This window comes from Moritella sp., assembly GCF_013215705.1.
Lineage (GTDB): Bacteria > Pseudomonadota > Gammaproteobacteria > Enterobacterales > Moritellaceae > Moritella.
On sequence record NZ_JABSQR010000008.1, the window covers coordinates 99,552 to 124,046 of the forward strand.

General features: G+C 38.1%; 22 protein-coding genes. 11 read left to right on the forward strand and 11 right to left on the reverse strand.

The features are described from left to right. Positions 1–13: 13 nt before the first annotated feature. Positions 14–532 carry a DUF2062 domain-containing protein gene (locus tag HRT96_RS06300; protein ID WP_293153843.1) on the reverse strand — a complete coding sequence of 173 codons (519 nt, stop codon included), beginning with the start codon at positions 530–532 and terminating at the stop codon, positions 14–16. A 391-nt stretch (positions 533–923) separates the two neighbouring features. Here HRT96_RS06300 and HRT96_RS06305 point away from each other — a divergent pair, with 391 nt between their 5' ends. Both HRT96_RS06305 and HRT96_RS06310 read left to right on the forward strand, forming a co-directional pair. Then, entirely contained in the window at positions 924–2,132 is a 1,209-nt protein-coding gene (locus HRT96_RS06305; protein WP_293153846.1) for a ComEC/Rec2 family competence protein, read from the forward strand. Positions 2,133–2,146: 14 nt separating this feature from the next. After that, positions 2,147–2,485 (forward strand): hypothetical protein, encoded by a 339-nt coding sequence (locus HRT96_RS06310; protein ID WP_293153849.1) that lies wholly within the window; start codon positions 2,147–2,149, stop codon positions 2,483–2,485. 21 nt (positions 2,486–2,506) lie between these two features. On the opposite strand, the gene HRT96_RS06315 is transcribed toward HRT96_RS06310, so the two are convergent. The 3 genes from HRT96_RS06315 to HRT96_RS06325 all read right to left on the reverse strand — a co-directional run bounded on the left by HRT96_RS06315 (position 2,507) and on the right by HRT96_RS06325 (position 4,710). Further along, entirely contained in the window at positions 2,507–3,415 is a 909-nt protein-coding gene (locus tag HRT96_RS06315; protein ID WP_293153852.1) for a TIGR01777 family oxidoreductase, read from the reverse strand. 314 nt (positions 3,416–3,729) lie between these two features. Further along, entirely contained in the window at positions 3,730–4,203 is a 474-nt protein-coding gene (locus HRT96_RS06320) for an NYN domain-containing protein (RefSeq protein ID WP_006034223.1), read from the reverse strand. Between the two features lie 51 nt (positions 4,204–4,254). Next, positions 4,255–4,710: a YaiI/YqxD family protein gene (locus HRT96_RS06325; RefSeq protein WP_293154211.1), complete on the reverse strand. Its 456-nt coding sequence runs from the start codon at positions 4,708–4,710 to the stop codon at positions 4,255–4,257. Positions 4,711–4,919: 209 nt separating this feature from the next. Here HRT96_RS06325 and HRT96_RS06330 point away from each other — a divergent pair, with 209 nt between their 5' ends. Together HRT96_RS06330 and HRT96_RS06335 are read left to right on the forward strand one after the other, a co-directional pair. Continuing rightward, positions 4,920–6,146, forward strand: coding sequence for a L,D-transpeptidase family protein (locus HRT96_RS06330; protein ID WP_293153855.1), 1,227 nt, complete (start codon positions 4,920–4,922; stop codon positions 6,144–6,146). Between the two features lie 69 nt (positions 6,147–6,215). Continuing rightward, complete coding sequence (locus tag HRT96_RS06335) at positions 6,216–6,758, forward strand: DUF882 domain-containing protein (RefSeq protein WP_293153858.1); 543 nt, start codon at positions 6,216–6,218, stop codon at positions 6,756–6,758. 10 nt (positions 6,759–6,768) lie between these two features. Here HRT96_RS06335 and HRT96_RS06340 read toward each other — a convergent pair whose 3' ends face one another. Beyond that, a complete protein-coding gene (locus HRT96_RS06340) occupies positions 6,769–7,869 on the reverse strand; it encodes a right-handed parallel beta-helix repeat-containing protein (RefSeq protein WP_293153862.1) in 1,101 nt (366 codons plus the stop codon). Between the two features lie 191 nt (positions 7,870–8,060). Between HRT96_RS06340 and HRT96_RS06345 the strand changes: the two genes are divergently transcribed. From HRT96_RS06345 to HRT96_RS06375, 7 genes are all read left to right on the forward strand, one after another. Continuing rightward, on the forward strand, positions 8,061–9,299 hold the full coding sequence (locus tag HRT96_RS06345) for an O-antigen ligase (RefSeq protein ID WP_293153865.1): 1,239 nt from the start codon (positions 8,061–8,063) through the stop codon (positions 9,297–9,299). A 56-nt stretch (positions 9,300–9,355) separates the two neighbouring features. Then, positions 9,356–10,795 (forward strand): lipopolysaccharide biosynthesis protein, encoded by a 1,440-nt coding sequence (locus HRT96_RS06350; RefSeq protein WP_293153868.1) that lies wholly within the window; start codon positions 9,356–9,358, stop codon positions 10,793–10,795. Positions 10,796–11,066: 271 nt separating this feature from the next. Further along, entirely contained in the window at positions 11,067–12,461 is a 1,395-nt protein-coding gene (locus HRT96_RS06355) for an undecaprenyl-phosphate glucose phosphotransferase (RefSeq protein WP_293153871.1), read from the forward strand. 59 nt (positions 12,462–12,520) lie between these two features. After that, the gene (locus HRT96_RS06360) at positions 12,521–13,711 is read left to right on the forward strand and encodes an outer membrane beta-barrel protein (RefSeq protein WP_293153874.1); all 1,191 of its coding nucleotides are present in this window, start codon (positions 12,521–12,523) and stop codon (positions 13,709–13,711) included. Positions 13,712–13,720: 9 nt separating this feature from the next. Beyond that, positions 13,721–14,239 carry a polysaccharide biosynthesis/export family protein gene (locus HRT96_RS06365; RefSeq protein ID WP_293153877.1) on the forward strand — a complete coding sequence of 173 codons (519 nt, stop codon included), beginning with the start codon at positions 13,721–13,723 and terminating at the stop codon, positions 14,237–14,239. Then, the gene (locus tag HRT96_RS06370; RefSeq protein ID WP_293153880.1) at positions 14,239–16,539 is read left to right on the forward strand and encodes a polysaccharide biosynthesis tyrosine autokinase; all 2,301 of its coding nucleotides are present in this window, start codon (positions 14,239–14,241) and stop codon (positions 16,537–16,539) included. Before HRT96_RS06365 ends, HRT96_RS06370 begins: the two co-directional genes overlap by 1 nt. A 101-nt stretch (positions 16,540–16,640) precedes the next feature. Continuing rightward, positions 16,641–17,120 carry a DUF1499 domain-containing protein gene (locus HRT96_RS06375; RefSeq protein ID WP_293153883.1) on the forward strand — a complete coding sequence of 160 codons (480 nt, stop codon included), beginning with the start codon at positions 16,641–16,643 and terminating at the stop codon, positions 17,118–17,120. 67 nt (positions 17,121–17,187) lie between these two features. Here the strand turns inward: HRT96_RS06375 and cydC are convergent, their stop codons facing one another. The 6 genes from cydC to HRT96_RS06405 form a co-directional block, all read right to left on the reverse strand. Next, positions 17,188–18,951 (reverse strand): thiol reductant ABC exporter subunit CydC, encoded by a 1,764-nt coding sequence (cydC, locus tag HRT96_RS06380; RefSeq protein WP_293153886.1) that lies wholly within the window; start codon positions 18,949–18,951, stop codon positions 17,188–17,190. Beyond that, the gene (gene cydD, locus HRT96_RS06385) at positions 18,948–20,699 is read right to left on the reverse strand and encodes a thiol reductant ABC exporter subunit CydD (RefSeq protein WP_293153889.1); all 1,752 of its coding nucleotides are present in this window, start codon (positions 20,697–20,699) and stop codon (positions 18,948–18,950) included. Before cydD ends, cydC begins: the two co-directional genes overlap by 4 nt. 115 nt (positions 20,700–20,814) lie before the next feature. Beyond that, positions 20,815–20,949, reverse strand: a complete 135-nt coding sequence (gene cydX / locus HRT96_RS06390) for a cytochrome bd-I oxidase subunit CydX (RefSeq protein ID WP_006034505.1) — start codon at positions 20,947–20,949, stop codon at positions 20,815–20,817. Positions 20,950–20,959: 10 nt separating this feature from the next. Next, entirely contained in the window at positions 20,960–22,099 is a 1,140-nt protein-coding gene (gene cydB / locus HRT96_RS06395) for a cytochrome d ubiquinol oxidase subunit II (RefSeq protein WP_293153892.1), read from the reverse strand. Positions 22,100–22,110: 11 nt separating this feature from the next. Beyond that, positions 22,111–23,700: a cytochrome ubiquinol oxidase subunit I gene (locus HRT96_RS06400; protein WP_293153895.1), complete on the reverse strand. Its 1,590-nt coding sequence runs from the start codon at positions 23,698–23,700 to the stop codon at positions 22,111–22,113. Positions 23,701–23,720: 20 nt separating this feature from the next. Continuing rightward, positions 23,721–24,284 carry a GbsR/MarR family transcriptional regulator gene (locus HRT96_RS06405; protein WP_293153898.1) on the reverse strand — a complete coding sequence of 188 codons (564 nt, stop codon included), beginning with the start codon at positions 24,282–24,284 and terminating at the stop codon, positions 23,721–23,723. Positions 24,285–24,495 lie beyond the last annotated feature (211 nt).

A 24,495-nucleotide genomic window follows, 5' to 3' on the forward strand; every position in this document is an offset into this window, starting at 1 on the left:
TCATTTTTAACTATTATTTTGTGCGTGACTCTTTACGTTTGTTCCATGCATTAATAATTTTCCAACGCCATAGCCAGCGAATACTAAAATAACCTACGATAGAAAAAAATGCACCGGATACAAAACAGCCGAGTAAAAATGCCGGTCCATATAAGGATATAGCCTGCATTAACCATTCCAAAGTCAGCTCAAAAGAGAATGGGTGAACGGGAACTTGCAATAACCATGCACCTAACTCATAAGTAGCATAAAACATCGGTGGCATGGTCACAGGGTTTGATAACCACACTAGTGCTACTGATAAGGGTAAGTTAACACGAAATAAAATTGCAAAGCCGGCCGCTAATAACATCTGAAAAGGCACGGGAACAAATGCTATAAAAAGACCAACAGCAAATGCACCTGCTGCAGAGCGGCGATTTAAGTGCCAAAGGTTTGCGTTGTGTAACAGGTCACCAAAAATCTTAAGGTGCTTGTGTTCTTTGATTGACTCGGGATTTGGGAGATATTTCTTAATTAAATTCTTAGGCATAATTCTAATCAAATGTCAGGGGTAATGAATGACCTTAAAGGCCATACTACTTTCCATTACCATATTAATAAGTATGTTCTTTGTAGATATTGAACGCATTCAATTTATCACGATAATAACAGTCGCTGCCTTCGTCCTTGTTTACGCTAAAGTACCACCTATATTAGTACTCATGTTTGTCGTATTAAGTTGGTCTACGTTGTATAAAAATAACGTGATAAATGAATCAAATACATTATTATACAATACGGTGTTCCAACACAAACAACTGTCAACTACAGTAGCTCAAGACAATATCATAACAGCTGAGGTAATAACATTAGTAAATAAAAAAAACCGACTTTTGTTTGATGTAAAGGTGATAAAAATTAATAATATGTTGCTTTCTTCTATGCAACCGAAACTAGCCTTAAAGTGGTCAAATCCAGATTATGATTATCCAGGGCCACTTGGGATTGGTCAAGTGTGGCGCTTTAAGGTACGACTAATTAACACTAAGCAACCGAAGTTGTTATCACGTCATATAACGTTCGCTGGCATCATAACAAAAGGAGAGGTAATACGATCTAAGCTTAGTTTACGTGGCCATTTGTATCAAATATTCAAGTCCGTATTGCCAGCCAATCCCAACCCTATGTTGTATGCTTTAAGTTTTGGAGACCGACATTACATTACCAATGAACTTTGGACCCAGCTACAACAACTGGGCATTGGTCATCTTGTTGCTATTTCTGGTTTGCACATTGGTCTGATATTTGGTTTCTGTTATATTTTTATACAAGGATTGTTAAGGTTGGTTAAAACGCCTTATTATCTCGTTATCAGTTTGTCGATGAGTCTTTTGGTTGCAATATTTTATGCTTGGATTGCGGGCTTCTCATTACCTGCATTACGCGCCATTATTTTGTTGTGCCTGCATTGCTTATATCGTGTTCAATATTACAAAGTTACTTTGTCTCAACTTTTTTCAATGATGTTGTTGATTACTTTACTGCTAGATCCCTTTGCGGTATTTTCAATAAGTTTTTGGTTATCATTTTCAGCGATGGCGGCTGTTTTTATACTTGTGTGGTTGAATAAGCCAACTAAACCTGTGGCAATAGATCGAAACAGTGTTGTTACCAATAAGGATAGAGTAACTGAGGTCATTAAGGGGGTTCTACATAAAGTCACCCACCTTTGTTATAGCCAAGTGTTACTCACGGTACTCATCTTACCCATTCAAATGGCTGTATTCTCTGGATTCAGTCTGTTGTCTGCGTTGGTTAATTTAGTCTTTATCCCAGTGTTTAGTGTATTGATTTTACCTGTATTACTACTGGCGGTGCTGTTATTAGCGATCATGCCAGGGCTGAGTCGTATCTTGATTGCTAGCGTTAATGAGGTATTAAATTTTATCCAAGGTGTTTGGGGTGCATTAACGGTTAATGATGTAATTTGGCTGGAGTTTGATGGCACATTCGATAATACTTTTTCTAATAGTCTGTTACTTATGTTAGTACTATTGATTGTAAGTTTTATATTAAAACCGTTCCGGGGTACATTACATGCTTTATCTTTGTTATTATTACCATTAATTTGTTATAGCTATTTCAGTTGAATCAGGAATGTTTTATGAATAATACCGTTAAAGCAGTGCTTTTATCTGCATTTGTATTTCCCGGGGCTGCCCATTGGTGGTTAAAAAAACAGTTGGCGGCAGGTATATATGCAATTGCTGCGGCGTTACCGCTTTATTACATAATAGATGTCACGATGACGCAAACGCAATTGATGGTAGACAAAGTATTGATGTCTGGAGGGCAACTAGACTTGCTGAGTATTAATGAATTAGTGACACAACAGATGGCCAGCCTCGATACTCAAGGTATTCAGCTTGCTACTGTCTCGTTAGTTTGTGTATGGCTAGTCAATATTGTAGATGCAATTAGATTAGTACGAAAACGTGAGTAAATGTCTCTACAATATACGTGTTCATGAAGCATAGATGGCAGACAATGCTTGGTCTAAGCTGTCAAAATGAAAAGTAAAACCAACATCGAGTAATCGAGTTGGTAATACCCGTTGGCCATAAATAATAAGATCTGCACGTTCGCCCAATAACAGCCGTAAAAATAGTGTAGGGATAGTAAACCGGGCTTTCTTACCAAAGCAAGCGGCTAATTTATTCGAAAATTCTCGATTGGTTACAGGGTTTGGTGATGTAAAGTTAAAAGTGCCTGATATTGATTTGTTCTGTATTACATAATTGATGGCCGCGACCATGTCATCAATATGTATCCAAGACATATATTGCTCACCTTGCCCGATTGGACCACCAAGTCCTAATTTAAAAGGCAACTCCATTTTTTGTAAGGCGCCGTTGTTCTTACCTAATACAATGCCTGTTCGTATGATTGCCGTACGCGTTAACGGGCAGGCTGTACGGGCTATTTCTTCCCAGTGTTCACAGAGATGACTTGCATATTCTGGGTGATGCTCGGTATGCTTTTCGTCAATAATTTGCGCGCCTTGACGACCGTAGGCACCAATGGCTGAACCACTAATAAAAACCTCAGGTGTGATGGTCTTTGTTGAGATCAAGTCCACTAAATCTTGGGTTATTTCCCAGCGACTTGATTCTAAAATATGTTTGTGTTTGACACTCCACATTTTATCCATAATAGGTGAGCCGGCTAGATTGATCACTGCATCAATATGAATCGCACTCGGTAATTCAATTAGCTGAGAGATGAACCTGATGTTATCAGTTGAAATATACGAAAAAATATTTTTGGCATTACTGATATCGCGGGTTAATACCGTGAAATCATAATCAGCATGAAAGGTGTTAATAAATGCTTGGCCGATAAAGCCAGTTCCACCTGTTATGAGAATATGCATACTCGCCCCTTTGTAAATAACCCTTCCTTTAGTGTAGGCTATTTAAGTCTGTGTTATTACTATTTTGACATACAATATACCAGCATACGTTTCTTCGCTCGTGCTACCAGCGGGCATCGCGACTAAATTAATATATTTGATATTCATGTTTAATCTTAGCTGGCCCGTGTAGAAACCGTAAACCTAACATCAAACATGTGGAAAAAACGTGAATAACAACATGTGTTGTACAAGCGCATGAGATCGATACCGGCTTTTATATTTGCAATTAGCCATTAGCAACGATCAACGATCAACTAGCAATAGTGGCTAGCCTACAATAAGAAATCTTCATAAATAGGGTTGAATACCGTGGCACTATTTATTAATGCATTTGCTGTTAGGGCCGGCACACCATAAACTTCAGCTCTGACTTGATGACGGGCTTTTATCGTATCAAGCAGGATTGCAAAGTCACCATCACCAGAGAGCAGTACAACAGTATCGACTGACTCTGCAACTTGTAGTACATCGATGGTGATACCTACATCCCAGTCACCTTTCGCTGACCCATCACTGCGTTGGATAAACGGCTTAAGCTTCACGTCAAAACCGATATGTTTGAGTGCATCTTGGAATTTACGTTGCTGATCATCACCTTTATCAATCGCATAAGCATAAGCAGTGACTACGTCACCTTGTAATAATAAATGTTGCCAGAGCTTGCGGTAATTAAACTGACGCCCATAAGTCTGGCGAGTGGTGTAATAGATATTCTGTACGTCAACAAATACGGCTATTTTTTGCACGTGCAACTCCTGTTATTCCGCGGTAGATTTATTTAGTTCTATGATAATGGACTATGCTTTGTTTGCGTATTTCGCGAGGTACTGATCAAGCGCATTGCCAAATGCTTGTTTATCTTTTGACCCTAATGCTGGTGGACCACCAGTCATCTCGCCACTCGCTCGCATTGTGTCCATGAAATCACGCATGTTTAAACGTTCACGAATATTGCTTAATGTATATTTTTCACCACGTGAGGTTATCACATGCGCCCCTTTTTCGATAACCTCAGCAGCTAATGGAATGTCAGAGGTAATAACAAGATCATCTTTAGCGACTTTTAATACGATGTGGTCATCTGCAACATCAAATCCAGAAGGTACTTGGGTCATTGATATATAAGGAGAAGCTGGTACGCGTATCCAGTGGTTTGCGACGAATACTAGTGGTGTTTTTACACGTACTGCAGCACGAAAGAGAATTTCTTTCATCGGAGTAGGGCATGCATCCGCATCAACCCATATTGTAATATTGTTTGGCATATAACCTCATGCTTATTTAAAGAAGGATATTTTAACGTATAAAAAGATAAAAATGTTGGTGAGTTGATATTTATTAACCATACTTAATTTATGCTCACTGGGAGACTATTATGTATAAGGATTATCTTTTTAAGAGATTGAAAATTATACAAAAACGCACTGATAACAACAAGCTAAAATCTTCTTTATTGTTCATTATGATATCATCAATTAGTTATCATGCGTCAGCTTTACCGCATCATCAAGTGTCGATGCTCGGTAAAGCAGCGCATATGATAAATGGCATGAATACAGTCAGCAATAAACACTACGCATATGTGAATCATCGTAATATACAACCAGATAATTTATTACCCAACATGGATGTTATTAGTGACGTACCGGTATCCAAAAAAGTACTGCAATTTTCGAGTCGTGCCAGTTATTTAAATTGGCTTTCAGTGCAATATAGCTGGGATGATATAGCGCTTTCACGCCTTTTACATGTCGGTGATAGTAGTGCAGCCGTAGATGAAATCCATTCAAGACTTATTTTACTCGGCGACAGTGAAGAGTCACTACGTTTATCTGATGTTTATACCGTCGAGATAGCGGTTGCTGTTCGCAATTTTCAACGCCGTCATGGCCTTAAAGCAGATGCGATTATTGGTCCTGATACTTTAAAGTGGTTAAATATTAATCCTCAGCGTCGAGCAGAGTTATTACGGAAAAATATGGAAGAAAAAATCTATTTTATGGCTAATCTTAGTGATCGATATTTACTTGTAAACATTCCCGCTTATGAATTACTACTCAGCGATAACGGTGAAATAGCGCTGCGTTCGCGTGTTATTGTAGGTAAACCTAAAAAACCTACGCCAATATTAACAAGTGAAATCAGTAGTATGGTCATTAATCCGAGTTGGCGAGTGCCACGAAGTATTTTAGAAGATGACTTATTACCGAAAGTAAAAATCAATGGTGAATTTTTTAGCCAGCGTAATTTTAAGGTGTTTAACTATCAAAACCAAAAAATAGAAAAATCCCCTCAAGAGTGGCAGAAACTTGCCTATGGTCAATTTCCGTATCGACTCGAACAAATGCCTGGTACCCAAAATGCGCTTGGTCGTTATAAATTCTATTTTCCTAATGATTATAGCGTATACCTACATGATACAAGTAATCCGCAATTATTTAGTAATGCAAACCGGGCATTGTCGTCTGGGTGTATCCGAATTGAAAAAGTTGATGAATTAGCCAATTGGATAGCAAACAGCCTAGTTGATAATAAACCGCTATGGTCACGACTAAAAATTAGCCGAGAAACAACCAAATGGTTCCCTTTAAATGATCCTTTACCTGTTCACTTGGTGTATTGGACAGCATGGATCGATGACAGTGGATTAAGCCAATTCCGTGACGACATATATGCTTTGCAGAGATAAAACTTGATTAAGTCGTATTTTGCATATACATTCCACTGTTTCTGTATAAAAATCGTTCAAGGTGGTTTCGTGTCAACAGTATGTCCAACACGTAGAAAGGTGTTAGTAGGTTTAGGCGGATTAGCTGCATATTCAGTTATGCCGGCTCAAGCAAGTCAAAGTGTACTCGGTATTAAAAAGTTAGGTTTTTATAATATACACACGAGAGAGCGTAGCCAGGGAAGTTTCTGGATTGATGGTTCGTATCAACAAGACACCCTCGAAAATTTCAGCCATTTATTGCGTGACCACAGACAAAATTTATCTGCACCGATGGACAAGCGTCTATACGAGCTGTTATATCAGCTCAATAAAACATTGAATGTTGCTGATGAATATCATGTTATTTCGGGTTACCGATCACCTAAAACTAACGAAATGTTAGCGAGAAAAAGTAGTGCGGTTGCCACTAAAAGCTATCATATGCGAGGTATGGCAATTGATATCGCCATACCTGATGTGAAGATATCTCATTTACGTGATGCTGCTATATCGTTAAAACTGGGGGGTGTAGGTTACTACCCTAAATCAGGTTTTGTCCATGTAGATACAGGCCGTGTAAGAATTTGGTGATTTAAAAGTGTTACTTAAATGTGATCTCTGCTTTAGCGTTGTTGTTAGTCCCGCCTGTACATGCGTCTGAAAATGGTACTCCGGTACCAATTAATTGATTATTTTCTAATATAACGTGATTTAATTTAGGATTTAAAAAAGTAGTGAATAGACAAATTGCGATGAAATTCTCATTCTTATCGATAATCAGATTATCTTTAATGATGGTATCACCATGTCCAGCCGCGATACCTATTGGTCGATAGCCTGAACGATTAGTGATATTCGCGATCACATTATCTTCAACTAGATATCCGCCAAGCGGTGCAAAGGATGATTCAGTCGCGATGGTGATCGCAGCGTTAAATTTTAAATTGATATGGTTTATGCTATTACGGATTATTTTTACATTGTAGGCATTTGATTTTACGTCAATCGCTTCATTGCCAGTGTGATGAATAATGTTATTTCGTATCATTACGTCACTCACTGTGTACTGTATTTTCAACTGACTCCGGTCTTGAGTGTAGGACCCATCTCCAATATATATGCCCTCTCCAAATCGGGGATTGAGCAACCCAGTATTAAATATGATGTTATCTTCAATTATATAGTGCTTGCCTCCGAAATACCGTGGTTTGATCGATATCGCTTGATTGCCGGTATTAAAGACCCTATTCGATAAAAGTGAAATATTTGATGAATCTTGTATCAGAATTGCGCTTAAGCCACCGGTTATAATTAAACCCTCGATGATAATGCCATTTGAATGTTTTATTGTTATTCCTGTTCCTGTGTAATGCCTACTTTTAATGGTGGTGCCAAGGTAATGCAAAGGACGTATTATTAGCGGCTTACTGCCACTGTCGAAATCTTCAATCATAATGGCTGGCTGACGTTTATCAGCAAGACAGATTATATCCCCCTCAATATGCTGTTCTAAAGCGAGACTAAGTTTCGAAAACGATGGTATATAACTCGATAACTTCTTGTTTCCCGTTGTAATTATTTTTGTACAGTCACGTTTGGTATTTGTTGATTCAGCATTTTCGGGAATGGCAAAAATAGCTATACATAAAATTGATATAAACCAAGATACTTTGTTTTTATATCGATTAATAACGTTATACATCATACCGAACCTTGCCGCAGGGTAATGTAACAGTGTTAAGGATAGCGCATTAGACTCACCTTGACAGCGAATGAAATGCCAAATGCTTACCTAGCGTCTAATATCATATTTATGCTGAATTAATTATTATGCGATCATCTAAAATAGTACCAACATATTCACGGTATTATCACTTCTTAGTTGGATTTTTTATGAATGTTATTATTTGGCTTGAAAAATATGGTTTATTATTCATGCTATTGTTTTGTCTTAGTATTTTCAATCCTGACTTTACCAATAAAATGAGCGCTGTGGACCATGAATTAGATGTGTTCACTAATAGCCTAGCTCAGAGTAATACATTTAAACAAGTATTTTGGATTTTTGTATTCATGTTTTTTTCGTTTAGATTTTTAATAAACACCGAGATCAACAAATTAAAACCAGTAATAATATATAAAACTTTTTTTTTAATGGTCGTTTGTGCGGTTGCTTTAATGAGTGCTAGTTGGTCAAATTATCCGTTTATTTCAATGAAACGTGCTATGTTTCAAGTTTTATTTTGTACGTCACTATCGGTTGGACTGTGTTTTTCTTATTATCATAAAAGTATTGAGTTAAACCTTAAACTTGCAGTTATTATATGTATTCTGATGGTGTTGTCAGCCGTTTTACAAGGCGTTGGATTAAATGAAAATATCCAACTGGCTGGCTATTTGAAATCTAAAAATACGATGGGTGTCAACTTAGTTGTTCTTATCGTTATAAGTCACATGTGGACTAAATCATTTAATATAAATAGTAAACTTTTAAATGGAATGCTTGTTTTACTATTTATGTTGCTTGTATTAACACAGAGTAAAACAAGTATCGTACTTTGTGTGATTTATTTTTTGATGACACAACTTAGCTTGTTTAAAATAAAAGTCATAACATCCTCTTTGGCGATCATTTTTTTTAGTGTATTCATTTTAATTCCTGGGGTTAGTTATCATATTAATGATTACCAGCATGTTGCATTATACGTGGATGATGATTTTTTTACTGGTCGAGGGATTATATGGGATGCGCTATATTACGATCTTGGATTTTTTGATGCGATAACTCTGGGTTATGGTTATGGCAGTTATTTTGGTGTGGGTGTAATACCGTTCGTATTAGATGATAAATATAGTTTTTTGCAGTATGTATCATCGGCGCATAATGGTTATTTACAATTATTACTACAATTTGGTGTTGTCGGTTCGTTGTTCATATTTACATTTTTAATGATATCAATGTTAAAGTCTAATAATAAATATTTACATGCCGCACTTATTATTCCTATCCTCCATAATGTAACCGAGTCAAGTATATTTAGAGATGTGAATATGGCATGGTTTTTAATGGTCGTAATAATAATTTCATCAGGTATTTATCAAGTTAGGTATGAAGTGAACAATACACGATAATTAATTAATGACACCTGATGATTTAATTATCTGCTTCGCAACAGGTATATATACTGATGAGTAGAATAAATCAAGAGTTGAATAAAGGGATCCGACACAGTCTCATTGGCAAATATTCGCTTTATCTGCTTCAAATTACCTCTTTATCTATATTGGCGCGTTTATTCACACCTGAAGATTTTGGTACCTTGGCGGCATTACAAGTGTTAATTCTTTTTTTTCAATTGTTAGCTACATCGGGTCTTGCTCCTGCCATTATTCACCAAGAAACCATCTCAATTAATCAGCGTGATGGTATATTTACGGCGACGCTTATTATTGGTATATCACTGACTTTATTATTCATTTATCTTACGCCGGTATTGGCGAACTGGCTTCAATTAACTAACGTTAACTTGTTAACATATGTATTAGCATTGAATGTATTTTTTTCAGCGCTAGCAATGTTGCCTTTAGCCTCATTACAAAAAGATACCAGATTTATTATTATTGGTAAAGCTGAGATATTGGCAGAAATAATGGCGTTAATGGTCTGTATTTTGCTTTATTTTCTCGGTTTTGGCGTGGTGGCGTTAGCGATTAAACTGTTGGTCACACCGGTAGGCCGATTTGTATTCTATTACCGTTTTTCCGCTCAGACAGAAATAGGTCAAGCCAAATTGGGCACTCAGATAACGAGTATTCTACCGTTATTAGCGATAGCTAAATTTCAGCTCGGTTTTAATATACTTAATTTTTTCTCTCGGAATTTAGACACGTTATTGGTGGCTAAATATTTTGGGATCTCGACTGTAGGATTTTATGAAAAAACCTACCAAATTATGCGTTATCCACTGCAATTGTTTACTTTTGCAATAAACCCCGCGTTACAACCTGTATTGACACGTTATAAACATCAGCCAAGTATCATTTTTTCTGCTTATTATAAATTAATTTATAAACTTGCCGTGTTGGGAATGCTAACAGCTAATATCATATTTTGGTATGCCGATGATATTATTTTCATATTATTCGGTTCGCAGTGGTTGGCTGTAAGTGAGTTGTTGAAAATATTGGCGCTGTCTATTCCTGTGCAAATGGTTTTAAGTTCCACTGGGGGGGTATATCAAGCTATGGGCGCGACAAAGGAAATGTTTTATTGCGGCATATTCTCATCAATTGTAAATGTCTCGGCTATCATTCTGGGTATTTATACGGGTGAAATGACAGTGTTGTGTATTAGTTTAGTTGTCGCTTTTATAATTAATTATTTCCAATGTTTTTATGTTTTACATTATTATGTATTTAGAATTAAAGGGTTGAAGTACTTTGTCCTATTGTCTTTATTAGTATTGATTAGTTTAGTTAACCTCTTGTTTGAATCAACCAATAACGTCCCGCAAGATTCGTTTAGTTTTGTGAATAGCCTTTATAATATAGCGAATGTAGTTCTCCCTATTGTAGTTGTTGCAATAATAGCGTTTTTCTTAAACCGAAAAATGAGATTTAAAATTTAGTCATGCCGAGTTTTTACTCGGCAATGTTATATTTATTTACAAAAATGAGCGTTTTTATCAAATCTCTAGGTTACTGCCATAAAAAAAATCACTGCTATAGTTAATGATATATTCGATGTGTATTTATATACAATCTAATTATATTGTAGTAATAGAGAGAGATTAACGGATTATCAATGACATATTCAATGGATGAGCGGTAAGTTTTTGTAGCTCAGTAGTTCATTTATTTAAAAATGAGTCTACTTTAAATTTGTTAAGGAATCGCGTTTTGAAACCTGTTAATACATTTAAGGTGAGTTCTGATAATTATTATTTTATTTATCGTCTTTTGGATTTAAGTTGTATTACATTTTCTTTAGTCTTTGTAATTAATAGTAATAGTCTTGAAATGACACAAGACTATATTATTGTTGCGTTAACAGCGTTGGTAGTGTTTTTATATATCGCGGAAGCGCTTGATTTATATCAATGTTGGCGTGTCGGCCGGTTTTTAACAGTGTTGATGACGGTTATTGCTGTGTTTATATCTTCATTTCTTATACTTTTGGGGATAGGAATGTGGCTTGAAAACTCATTTTATTTTCCCAGTTATGTTTTAAGTACATGGTTTTTCGTGTCATTTTCGAGTTGTTTTACGTGGCGAATCTTAAAACATCAATGGACAGTGGTACGCAGTAAACTCGGCATAAATCTTCGCAAAATGGCTATATTAGGCGCGACATCAACGGGGGCTAATTTATATCATGAAATCAGTCATTGTGACGAATTAGGTTTTGATTTTGTTGGATTTTTTGATGATAGAGAAACAGACCGTTTACCGAAAGGGTTAACGGTAATTAGTGATATATCAAAATGTATTAATGACGCAAAAAATGGCGAAATCGATATCCTGTTTATTGCATTACCGATTTCAGCGGAGAAGCGCATCGCCGAAATTATCAATTTATTATCTGATACCACTGTAGATGTATATGTCGTTCCTGCGTTTATGTTATCAGACGTTATGCATGGTCGTCTGACTCATATAGGTAAAATTGACGCCCTGAGTATTTTTGAATCTCCTTATTTAGGTTCCAAAATATTGCTTAAACGATTTGAAGATATCGTCGTGAGTCTAATTGCGATAATACTGCTCTCTCCTGTGTACATTCTCATCGCGATAACATTAAAGCTGACCTCTCCAGGCCCCGTATTATTTAAACAAAGTCGGTACGGATTACGAGGCGAAACAATTTCTGTCCTCAAGTTTAGAAGTATGACGGTAATGGAATCGGATGGGGAAATTAAACAAGCTACAAGAGAAGACAAACGTATCACCGCCTTTGGTGCCTTTCTTCGTCGTAACTCTCTTGACGAGCTGCCTCAGTTTTTTAATGTATTGATGGGTGACATGTCCGTTGTAGGTCCTCGGCCTCATGCTGTATCGCATAACGAAGAATATCGTAAACTTATTCAATTTTATATGTTACGTCATCACGTAAAACCTGGGATCACTGGTTGGGCACAAGTCAGTGGCTGGCGAGGAGAGACTGATACATTAGATAAAATGCAAAAACGAGTTGAATTTGACCTTTATTATATTTTGCAGTGGTCAATCTGGTTTGACTTGAAAATTCTAATGTTAACGATACTGACCTGTTTAAAAAGGTCGAACACTTATTAGTATGTGTAGAGGTAAGTCATGATGCAAGCTGGAATTAGTGTACAAATGGAGTGGCCTGAATGAAAGTATTTAATGTCAACTTGTACTGGTTTAGTTTAGCTTTATTGAGTGATGGTGTATTTGCTTACATACCAGATACGCATATTACTGATGGTGGTTTATTTGTTAAACCATCTTTAGAAATCGGTGTTGTCTATGATGATAATATTTATAACGAGCAAGGACGTGGTACCAGTAGTGTAATTATGGCTGTTATGCCGTCTGTTAATTTTAAAATGGACGATGGTATTAATTATTATAGCTTTGATATAAATGCAGAAAAAGGGATGTACGAAGCAAGTAGCAGTGATAATTATACCGATGTTGAACTGGGCATGAATGCGCATATAGAGCCAAATGATACACATCGTATTGACCTTAGTGTAAAAGGTGAGTGGTTAACGGAACCACGTGGGACCGGAAAAACTGAAGAAGATTTCGAAAAAACAGATGAACCAATTCTGTATGGGAAAAACACGCTGGCGGTTGCCTATGAGTATGGCGCTGAACAAACAAAAGGCCGACTTGTTTTTGATCTTCAATATTATACGAAAGAATACCGTAACTTTTATGCAATAACGAGACGGAGTAATTATGATTCGGTTTTACTCGGTTCTACTTTTTATTATTCGACTAGAGCACACACAGATACAGTTATAGAAGTTAATGTTGAAAAAATTGGCTATGACTACAACGATCCGAATGAATTCAACCGAGATTCGGATGTATACACGGCACTTTTTGGCATGCAATGGGAAGCCTCTTCAATCTTACATGGTTTTATTAAAATAGGTGTTCAAGCTAAAGAGTTTACTGACAGCCGTCGTGATGATTTCACCGGTTTTAGTTGGAATATTGGTGGGGTGTGGCGACCACTTACTTATTCTAAGCTGACATTTTCGACATCCCAAGCAACTAAAGACCCAGATGTTGAGGGAGATTATGTTCTGAAAACAAAATACCAGGTCGAATGGAGACATTACTGGGCGACATATTATGATACTTCTTTCGGTGTCTATAAATATAAAGATGACTACAGTGGTATATCACGAGTTGATGATACCTATGGGTATTCACTAAAAATTAATTATGATTTAACTCAAAATTTTGCAATTGCTGTCTTTGGTGAATGGGATAAAAACCAATCGACGAACACAGTGTTTGAATATGATAAAAATGTTGTTGGTGTAAGTTTAACGTTTACGCTTTAGGTGGCAAGCATGATTAAAAAAATCATTATTGGTATGTTGTTTGTTTTAATACAATTTTCGGTTATAGCAAAGAATTTCTATATTTTAGGACCTGGTGATAAAGTTGAGATTAAAGTCTTTGGTCAAAAAGATCTCACGGTGGAAACATTACTAAGTAATAGTGGCCAAATTAATTATCCCTTTTTTGGTGAAATAAAGGTGACAGGGTTAACGGTTAAACAAGTAGAGAAACTTATTTATAAAGGTTTAAAAGGCGATTATTTAGTTAACCCTAATGTCTATGTCCACGTTGTCGAATACCGTCCTTTTTACATTCATGGTGAAGTTCAAAAGCCAGGAGGTTACCCCTATCAGCCAGGTTTAACAGTAAGCCAAGCAATTGCTTTAGCGGGCGGATTAACCGAGAGAGCATCTAAAGGTAAGATATATTTACTTAAGGAAAAAAACAAAAATAAGCAAATTAACGCAAGCTTAACCTATAAAGTTAACGCTGGTGATACCATTTTGATTAAGCAAAGGTTTTTCTGATGGATAAACTAGAACAGAGTCTCAATAAATCGTCTGTCAATAATGACATTGTGTTACCTTCACCGCATTGGCATGTGATCCAACGATATAAATGGCGGATATTCTTTCTAGCTGTTTTAGTCTCTATATTTACAGCATTATACCTATCAAATAAGTCACCGGTATACCGTGCTTCTGCAACCTTGTTGATCGAAGCTGATCAAGTGCAAGCGGTTGCATTTGATTCAGTTCAAGGGCTCAATTCGAATAGGAAAGAGTATTACTTGACGCAGTTTGAAATTCTTAAGTCTTATTCCATCGCAGAAACTGTATTCGATCGCCTAAATCTCCAACAACAGCCATCATTCCAAACAAGTGAAAGTTGGAAAAGTATGTTGGTCGGTCACCTACTAGAGGCTTTACCATCAGTGAATTTCTTTGTTATTGACGATAAAGTCGATAATGAATTTAGCGAAAATATCGGTGCTGGTTATATTAATGGTGTATCGCAAGTTGGTAGCGAGATTAGTTTCGAAGAGTTAGAAAGCCAAAAAGAGAAAAGAGCACGTTTAAGACAGTTTTCAAACAGTTTAATTGTCACCCCAATTAGAAAAACACAGCTTGTTAAGCTTTCGTTTGACAGTGAAGATCCCGCTTTGGCTGCCTTGATCGCGAATGCCGTTGGTGAGGCTTATATAGCGCAAGATCTTGAGGTTAAATCGTCAATCAATAAAAATGCAGCTCATTGGCTAAGAAAAAGACTCGAAGATTTACGCGAGAGCCTTGATGTGTCGGAATCACGATTACAAGTATACCGTAAAGAACAAAATATCATAGATTTACAAAATCGTGGAGGGAGAGGTTTAACGGGTTTAGTGGGCAATGAGCTTGAGCAAACCTCTCATCAATTAATTGAAGCCAAAAATGAAGTGAATCAATTACGGAGTCTTGTCCGAGCAGTAAGTGAATACGGTATAAAGAACATTGATAAATTAGAATCAATACCAGAGATAACCTCGCACCCCGTAATTCAAAATATTAAAAATTTAAAGGTGAAAGCTAAATTAAAAGTATCTGAATTATCACAAATCTATGGGCGTAAACATCCTGATCTTATCGCGGCTAAATCTGAGCTTTATACGGTCAATAAACATCTGACCATTCAGATCTCTAAATTAGTGACCGGATTGGGTAGAGATCTTAAAATGAAACAGAGTAATGTTGCTGCTTTAAAAAGGGAATATAAGAAGATTCAACGTGAATTTCAGGATGTCATCGGCAAGGACAATGAATACCAGAAATTAGTTCGTGACGTAGAAAGTAACCGTAAACTTTTTAATACCTTCCTAGAACGTTCTAAAGAAACGGCATTAACCAGTGACTTTAATGCCGCCGTCGCACGTTTTACCGACAGAGCGCATACGCCAAATAAACCTATTACGTTAAGTTCGAATCTACTTGTTATCATTGCTTTTGTATTGACGATTATTTTACATATTAGTTATTTATTGGTTAAAGAATACTTCACTGATAATTTTAACTCGGTCGGCGATATAGAGACCAAACTTGGTCTTCCGGTATTAGGTGTACTGCCTAAGATTGGCAGGAAACGCCACCAAAATTTAGATTTGCATTATTTCTTTGATGAAAAAGGCCGTAAATTTTCTGAATCTATACGCACATTGCGAACTAGTTTTTTATTAGCACAAGGTCAACGGGTTAATCAGGTTATTGGGATAATCTCCTCGCAACCGAACGAAGGTAAGTCCACAGCAGCGACAAATATGGCCTTCTCGTTGGCTCAGATTGAAAAAACAATCCTTATTGATGCTGATATGCGCAAACCGAGTCTAGCAAATAATTTTAATATACCAAAAGATAAACCTGGACTAGCACAATTGATTACTGGTGAAGCGAATATAACAGACTGCATTACCGTAGATAAAGTATCCGGTGCACATATTATGGCCTGTGGACCGACGCCCAAAAATGCGCAAGAATTGTTATCTTCGAAACGGTTTAAGCAGTTACTGAGCAGTTTAAGGCAGTCATATGATCGAATTGTTATTGATACACCACCGATTCAGGCAGTGAGTGATGCATTGATCATATCACTGCATACAGACGCAATTATTTATGTCATTAAGAGTGAAGTAACACGGGTGCGGTTAGTTCAAAATGGCGTTCGCCGTCTTGCTAAAGTTGATGCCAATCTTGTTGGTATTGTGATGAACCACGTTAATACAGATGGTGTGTCTGGGTCTGATTATTATTATGGTTATTACAGTGATGATGAGTACACCGAAAAACCAGCTAAGTAATAGTGCGCTATAAAAGCAAATGTTTATTACAAGATGACTACTTGCTGTTTATTGAGTTTTTTGGTTAAATTACGTCAGTGGTTAATAGCTTAAGGATTCAAATGTTTACGTCTCGAGTATATACCCGTTTTACATTCATATTAACTTGTAGCCTTGTGCTTACTGCATGTACTGGTGCACGTCCCCATAATTTAGGTATTGTTAATTCAACGTTAGCACCTTGTCCTGACACACCTAATTGTGTATCAAGTGACAGTCTAGACGAAAGTCACTATGTCCCAGCATTCAAATTAGAAGCGAACTCTGAGCAGGTATGGGCTGAAATAAAGCTATACCTAGACTCGCAAAGCAATATGGAAATAGTGAGAGAACTTAAAGATTATTTGTATGTCGAAAGTACAAGTACATTCATGCGTTTTGTTGATGATTTTGAACTTCATCTTCGTGAACAAAACGGTATTATTGCCGTTCGGTCTGCATCTCGATATGGAAAATTTGATTTTGGCGTGAATAAAGAGCGTGTGGACGCTTTATATTTATACCTAAGTGAGAAAGGCTTAGTGAGTGAAGCAATTAAGTAATTGCTTAAGTTAAGACGGGTAATACATTTGTGTGTATTACCCGGTTTATATTCTGCGTTACCAACGTCTAGAAATAGTTGAGCAGTTTTCGGTAATAATCATTGGTTTCCATTAAGGTTTTATGATCCCCTTGGGCAACAATAGTCCCTTCGTCCATCACGATGATTTTATCCATCTTTTGTAACATTAATGGTTTGTGGGTGATCAACAGTAAACTTTGCTGTGATTGTTCCAGTTGTTGAAATAGATTGGTAATGATGGTTCTTTCACTATGGCGATCAAGTCCTTTGGTTGGCTCATCGAGCACGAGCACCTTTGCATTTCGCAATAACACTTGCGCTAAACATAATCGTTGTTTTTGACCACCGGATAAACCAGAACCAGTCTCTCCTAGCCACGTCTTAAATCCATTCTCTAACTCATCAATAAAATCGATTAACCCCACAATCTGACATACATCACGCATTTGTGATTCTGTTACTTTCGGGTAGGCTAAACGCAGGTTGTCACCAATCGTGGCATGGAAAAGATGGCTGTTTTGGCTCATCAATGCAATGTGTTCACGTAATGATTCTGTATTCAACTGATTTAAGTCAACGTCATTAATAGTGATACATGGCGTTAACTTATCAAGCATATCTGACTGTGACGTATTGTTCGATGGCGGAATAGGCCAGAATCCCATTAATAGATTAGCTAAGGTTGATTTACCCGCACCACTGGCACCGATAATCGCCACTTTCTCACCTTGTTGAATGGTAAGGTCAATATCTTTTAATACACAGTCATGACCATCAGGATAAGTGAAACTTAGATTATTAAACTTAATTGGACCGGTTGTTACTAAAGTATCGCCACCAAGGTCGGGAATAGGCTTATCAATAATTTCGAACAAACGAGCGGCACTGTCATGCACTTTAGGTAAGATTTGGCAGGCGAGGGGCATATTAATGACCGTTTCGAAACAAACTAAAATGAGCAGTGCACTACTAGCAACAAACTCAGGTTTTAAATCGCCAGTTTGTACCAGAGGTACCAGTAGATATAAGCTTGCAAACACGGTAGCGTTAATGGCTAAAAATGTTAACGCAGTGGCTAATGCATGCAGGCGGTGTAAATGTAATTCAGCGCGGTGATAGCTTTCTGACACTCGATTGATCGACTGTTGATATTGATGTGAAATTTGATAAACCAATAATTCACGCATTGATACCATGCCGTCGACTAATTCAACTTTTAGCTCACTTGAGAGTTTTGCTTGTTGTTGTGCGCGCTTTTTACTTAATAAGAAAATGAATATGGGTAACACAAAACCAACAAGGATTAATGCACCGACAATAACCAACGCGAGGTCGGATGAAATAAAACTCACCCCCCAGCCAACCAGTGGAATACTACAAATAGCAACGAATGCAGGGAGTAACACTCTTAAGTAAAAATTATCAAGTTCATCGATGTCTTGTTGCAAACGAGCAAGGATATCGGCTGACTTAAAGTTAACACGGTAGTAGGGCAATAACGGCTCTAAGCGGGTATAAAAATAGTAACGTAATGCAGCAAGGGTATTAAATGTCGCCCGGTGCGTTAACAAACGTTCAGCATATCGGCCTGCTGTACGTACAATTGCTAAAAAACGGATAATGGCGGCAGGCGTGAAATAGTTAGCTGTTACACCAGACAGTCCCGCAATGGCCATGATGGTAATGAACCAACCGGAAACCGCGAGCAAGCCAATATTAGCCATTATGGTGATAATCGATAACAAGGTACCAAGTAACATTAACGGGAGCTGTGGTTTAAGGAGTTTCATCAATCTAACTAATGGATTCATACGTTCATCTCCATATCGATGTTAACAGTATTTGCATAGCTACCATTTAGCGCAAGTAATTCTGTGTGGGTACCTTGTTCGATAATTTGACCTTGTTCTAATACAATGATCTGTTTCGCGTCAACCACTGTATGTAAACGATGGGCGATAACAATAACCAAATGCTGTTTGGCATATTCAGCGACGCTGTCACTGACAATTTGCTCGGTATCTTTATCTAAATGGCTACTTGGCTCATCAAGAATGAGCACATCCGGCTGGTGGTAAAATGCACGTGCTAATGCTAATCGTTGAGACTGACCACCAGAAATACCCACACCACCTTCACCAACATGGGTGTTTAACCCATCTTTTAATTGCGCTACAAAATCAGCAAGACCGACACTGGTTAATACTTGCTGGATCTTAGCGTTGTCATAGTCTTCTGTTAACGCGATATTGAAACCAAGACTGCCGTAGAAAATGTGGCCTTGTTGTGCGATCCAACCACAATGATTTAGCCAAGCATCACGCTCTGCAGATGTGTGTTTAGTACCGTTGATCGTCATTGAGCCACTATCAGGGGTATTAAAACCTAAGATGGTATCGATCAGCGTTGACTTACCCGCGCCACTTTCACCAATAACAGCATATAAACCGTGATTAGATAGCGTTAAGTTAATATTTTTAAGCGTATTTTTACGACCCGAGTAGGTGAAGTTAACATCAGTTAAGCTGATGTCGAAAGGTGCTTTAAACTGTGTCTCAGCTTGATTTTCTTTAATGGGTATGCTGAGAATTTGTAGCATATCTTGGGCTGCGGTAACTCCGGCCATCTTAGCGTGATACTGAGTACCTAGTTGTCTAAATGGTAAATAGAATTCCGGGGCAAGTAACAACACCCACAGCGCTAATAAATAATCGACATCACCATAATAAAGTCTAAAACCTAAGATCACAGCAACAAGTGCAATAGCAATAGAGGCCAAAAACTCTAACATGAATGAAGACAGAAAGGCGATCTTTAAGATCCCCATGGTTTGGTTACCATAGTCTTCACTAATGGTTTTTACGGCAGCCATTTCTTGGCGCGATGCGTTGAATATTTTAAGCTGAGTCAGCCCTTGAATAATATCAAGGAAATGGCTGCTCATGCGCAGTAGTTTGGTCCAATGTTTTTGGTTTAAATCATGCGCTTTATGACCAATAATGATCATAAACATTGGCACCATCGGCGCCGTTAGCATTAACACTAAACCAGAAAGCCAATCCATTGGGAATACGGCAAATAAAACCGCGCTTGGGATCACCGAACAGTAAGCGACCACAGGTAAGTAACCTGAGAAGTAATCTTCGAGTGAATCAACACCTTGATGTAGCAGTTGGGCTATTTTGGCGCTGCCGATAGTCTGTGTTTTTGCGGGACCCATTGCGAATAAGTGCTGCAACAATTGTTGTCTTATCGACACTTTAATGAGCATGGCAGCATGACGACTGTATCGCTCACTGATATAACCGAATACAGTACGCGTAATAATGATGGCAACCAAGCCAAATAATAACGGGGTTATTTCTGTAAGGGTTTTGTTTAAGAATATGATTTCGTTGATGATGCCAGCTAAAATAGCCATTTGAACAATCATCAATATGCCATTAAATGCGCCTAATGCAATCGCTTTGCTTAAACGACCTTGGGCCTGAGTGCGTTGGCTTTTAAGCCAAGTTAAAAGTTCTTTTTGCGTGTAATCTGTATTAACTGATTCTGTCATTGGGTAGCCTGAAATTGGAGGAATATTGAAATGATAGACCCTGAAATTGGAGGTTTATACCCAAGTAACTTGGGTATATAAACAGACGCCCATCCTTGGGCGCAAAGCTTAATCCTTATTTTTCGTTATTTTCATCATCCTGATCTTTTGCTACGTTATCTGTATGCTGTTCCATTTCGTACCACATTACATTGATGATACCGAGCGAAACAGCCAGTAAAACACCTAGGATCCAACTGAAATACCACATGGTTTACTCCTTAATAAGATGTATAGTTGTTATCTTTAATTTCTTCACGGGTTACCGTTCTCCACATTTTGTGATAACACCAAGTGGTATAACAAAGGATGATTGGTAAGAATATCGAGACCACAATGAGCATTATGTTTAATGTTTTCTCACTTGATACCGCATCCCATAACGTTAAGCTGTGATTAGGCATACTGCTTGACGGCATGATGAATGGGAACATAGAGACACCCATCGTGAATATCACACCAGCAATTGATAATGCACTTGCAGTAAATGCTAAACCACCTGGCTTGAAGCGTGCAAGTAAGCCAGCGACAATCGCCATCACAAGACCTGTTGCAGGTAATGACCAAAGTACAGGATGTGCATTAAAGTTATTTAACCAAGCTCCTGTTGCTGTGGTTACAACTTTTGTTGTTGGTTGTGCAAGGCCAAGTGGATCTATCGTGCTTTGAATGATAAAACCATCAATTGAAGTGGCAATCATTAGACCTGCAAGGCTAAAGCTAACAACAAGTACGGCTGCAAATATCTGTGCTGCTTTTGCTGAACGCGCTGCTACATGTTCATCGGTACGCATTGATAACCAAGTTGCACCGTGCATAAGCATCATAGATACACTCACTACACCGCTAAGAAGTGCAAAAGGATTAAACAATGCAAAGAATGAACCTGTGTACGTAACACGCATAAATTCATCAAAGCTAAATGGTACACCTTGTAGTAAATTACCAAACGCAATACCGAACACTAATGGCGGAACCATACTGCCAACGAATAAGGCTTTATCCCAGTTGTAGCGCCATTTTGGTGAATCGATTTTACTGCGATAGTCAAATCCTAATGGACGTAAAAATAGACAGAAAAGTGTCAACATCATGGCAAAGTAGAAACCACTAAATGCAGTCGCATATACCATTGGCCATGCCGCGAATAAAGACGCACCTGCGGTGATAAACCATACTTGGTTACCGTCCCAGTGGGCGGCAATCGTATTAATCACAACACGGCGTTCAGTATCATCTTTTGCAACGAAAGGCAGTAAACCACCCACGCCCATATCCATGCCATCGGTCACTGCAAACCCGATGAGTAGTATCCCGATGATTAACCACCAGATAAGTTTTAAGCTTTCATAATCAAACATAATCTAAGCCCTTAGTATTTGTCTTGACGTAATTGTGGTGATGCTTGTTGAGTTTCTTGCTCAAAATGGTAACGACCAGTATGTAATGAACTTGGACCAATTTTCGCAAATTTAATCATTAACCACATTTCGATAACGAACAACACTGCATATACAACGATGAAGGCAATCATAGTAAAGAGTACTGAGCTTGCTTCTAAACTTGAAGTCGCCATGAAGGTCGGTAAAATTTCACTGATAGCCCAAGGTTGGCGGCCAAACTCTGCAACAAACCAGCCTGTTTCTATCGCAACCCAAGGCAGTGGTAAGGCAAATAGAATGGCTTTTAATAACCAGCGTTTTTGTTCAATAACACGGCGAGCGTTGTAGTAGAAGGCTAAGATAAACAAGCCAAACATAACAACGCCACTACCAACCATGATACGGAATGCCCAAAATATTGGCGCAACAGGTGGAATAGAATCTTCAACGGCCATCTGAATTTGTTCTTCAGTCGCATCAATGACATTATCAGTGTAACGTTTTAACAATAGCCCATAGCCTAAGTCGCCTTTTAGCTCATTGAAACGGGCAATATTTTCTGGCGTTTCTTGACCATTACGTAATTTTTGTAAGTAATCATAAGCGAACATACCTTCACGGATACGTACTTCATGCTCTTTTTTCAGATCACTGATACCTGTTACTTGACCGTCAAGTGAACGGGTGGCAATAATACCTAACGCATAAGGGATCTTGATTGCGTAATCCGTTTCCATGGTTTCATCATTAGGAAAACCAATGAGGGTGAATGCGGCAGGTGCGGGCTCTGTATGATATTCAGCTTCAATAGCGGCCAGCTTAACACGTTGTACCTCGCCAACTTCATAACCTGATTCATCACCCAGTAGTAATACCGAGCAGATAGAAGCAATACCAAATCCGGCTGCAACAGAAAATGAACGTTTAGCAAACGCCACGTCACGACCTTTTAATAGATAGTAACTACTGATACTCATGACAAACATTGCGCCTGCCACATACCCGGCAGCAACAGTATGAATAAATTTAACTTGGGCTACAGGGTTTAACACTAGTTCGGAAAAGCTAACCATCTCCATACGCATTGTTTGGTAGTTGAATTCACTGCCGACGGGATTTTGCATCCAACCGTTTGCAACTAAGATCCACATCGCTGACAGGTTGGTCCCTATTGCCATTAAGAAAGTGGCAGCCAGATGCTGTCTTTTACTTAATCTTTCCCAACCTAACAAGAACATACCAACGAAGGTCGATTCGAGGAAGAATGCCATAAGACCTTCAATGGCGAGTGGGGCACCAAATACATCACCCACATAATGTGAATAGTAAGACCAGTTAGTACCGAACTCAAATTCCATTGTTAAGCCAGTCGCGACACCGATGGCAAAGTTAATTGCAAACAGCTTACCCCAGAATTTAGTCATATCACGGTAAATAATACGGCCCGTCATCACGTATACTGCTTCCATGATAAACAGGATCCAAGTCATACCGATTGTGAGCGGCACGAAAAGGAAATGGAATAGAGCTGTGATGGCGAACTGCCAGCGGGATAACTCTACTAAGGTTTCATTAATCATTTTAACAATACTCCACTAGATTAATTTGAATCAGAATTTTTTTTATTAGGAAATAATTGATCTTTAACAGACAACATTTTGGAGACACCAGCACCCAACTTCATTAATCGACTGAGTTGTTCTGGGTTAAGGCGCTGTAATTCTGCCGCCCATTCAGTGACCATTTCCAGTAGGTCGTGGATCTCTTGCATTTTCCCCTGAGCATATTCGTCACTTGCATCTGTTGGTTTGTCTAACAGTGAAGCACGTAACAAAGATAGCGTCGGATCAATTTCACGCTTTCTACGTTCTTTGAATACAGTATTCGCCATATCCCAAATGCTGCCTATGGCACTGTAGTATTCTTTGCGATCACCTGGAATGTGGCTAACTTGGATCAACTGCCATGATTGCAGTTCTTTAATGCCCATACTGACATTGCCGCGAGAGATACTTAACCCACTGGCAAGATCATTGGCGTTGAGAGGTTCTTCAGAAATAACAAGCAGCGCATACATCTGGCCAACAGTACGGTTAAAGCCCCAACGGCTGCCCATTTCACCGAAGTGATATACAAAAGATTGGTTTTGTGTGGAGATATTCACGTTGCACCTAATAAACTTTCAGAAATTTCTGAAAGTTTAAATCACTAACTGTAATTGATCAAGGTCAAATACGGTGTAAATAGCTCTGGAGTGTAAAGTTTTGTTGATTTATATCAAAATGCTATAACGTGGGATTGATTTATAAAAACTTGTTATAAACAGGATTTAATGACACCCTGTAGCCATTCTTACGACGATTGTGATTTAGATT

What these genes read in the sequence shown, in the direction of transcription:
- HRT96_RS06400 (WP_293153895.1), bottom strand. Translation starts at nt 23,700, where the DNA reads ATGATTAATGAAACCTTAGTAGAGTTATCCCGCTGGCAGTTCGCCATC.
- HRT96_RS06375 (WP_293153883.1), top strand. Translation starts at nt 16,641, where the DNA reads ATGTTTACGTCTCGAGTATATACCCGTTTTACATTCATATTAACTTGT.
- HRT96_RS06370 (WP_293153880.1), top strand. Translation starts at nt 14,239, where the DNA reads ATGGATAAACTAGAACAGAGTCTCAATAAATCGTCTGTCAATAATGAC.
- HRT96_RS06340 (WP_293153862.1), bottom strand. Translation starts at nt 7,869, where the DNA reads ATGTATAACGTTATTAATCGATATAAAAACAAAGTATCTTGGTTTATA.
- cydB (WP_293153892.1), bottom strand. Translation starts at nt 22,099, where the DNA reads ATGTTTGATTATGAAAGCTTAAAACTTATCTGGTGGTTAATCATCGGG.
- HRT96_RS06330 (WP_293153855.1), top strand. Translation starts at nt 4,920, where the DNA reads ATGATATCATCAATTAGTTATCATGCGTCAGCTTTACCGCATCATCAA.
- HRT96_RS06315 (WP_293153852.1), bottom strand. Translation starts at nt 3,415, where the DNA reads ATGCATATTCTCATAACAGGTGGAACTGGCTTTATCGGCCAAGCATTT.
- HRT96_RS06310 (WP_293153849.1), top strand. Translation starts at nt 2,147, where the DNA reads ATGAATAATACCGTTAAAGCAGTGCTTTTATCTGCATTTGTATTTCCC.
- HRT96_RS06365 (WP_293153877.1), top strand. Translation starts at nt 13,721, where the DNA reads ATGATTAAAAAAATCATTATTGGTATGTTGTTTGTTTTAATACAATTT.
- cydD (WP_293153889.1), bottom strand. Translation starts at nt 20,699, where the DNA reads ATGACAGAATCAGTTAATACAGATTACACGCAAAAAGAACTTTTAACT.
- HRT96_RS06300 (WP_293153843.1), bottom strand. Translation starts at nt 532, where the DNA reads ATGCCTAAGAATTTAATTAAGAAATATCTCCCAAATCCCGAGTCAATC.
- HRT96_RS06350 (WP_293153868.1), top strand. Translation starts at nt 9,356, where the DNA reads ATGAGTAGAATAAATCAAGAGTTGAATAAAGGGATCCGACACAGTCTC.
- HRT96_RS06360 (WP_293153874.1), top strand. Translation starts at nt 12,521, where the DNA reads ATGAAAGTATTTAATGTCAACTTGTACTGGTTTAGTTTAGCTTTATTG.
- cydX (WP_006034505.1), bottom strand. Translation starts at nt 20,949, where the DNA reads ATGTGGTATTTCAGTTGGATCCTAGGTGTTTTACTGGCTGTTTCGCTC.
- HRT96_RS06305 (WP_293153846.1), top strand. Translation starts at nt 924, where the DNA reads ATGCAACCGAAACTAGCCTTAAAGTGGTCAAATCCAGATTATGATTAT.
- cydC (WP_293153886.1), bottom strand. Translation starts at nt 18,951, where the DNA reads ATGAATCCATTAGTTAGATTGATGAAACTCCTTAAACCACAGCTCCCG.
- HRT96_RS06345 (WP_293153865.1), top strand. Translation starts at nt 8,061, where the DNA reads ATGAATGTTATTATTTGGCTTGAAAAATATGGTTTATTATTCATGCTA.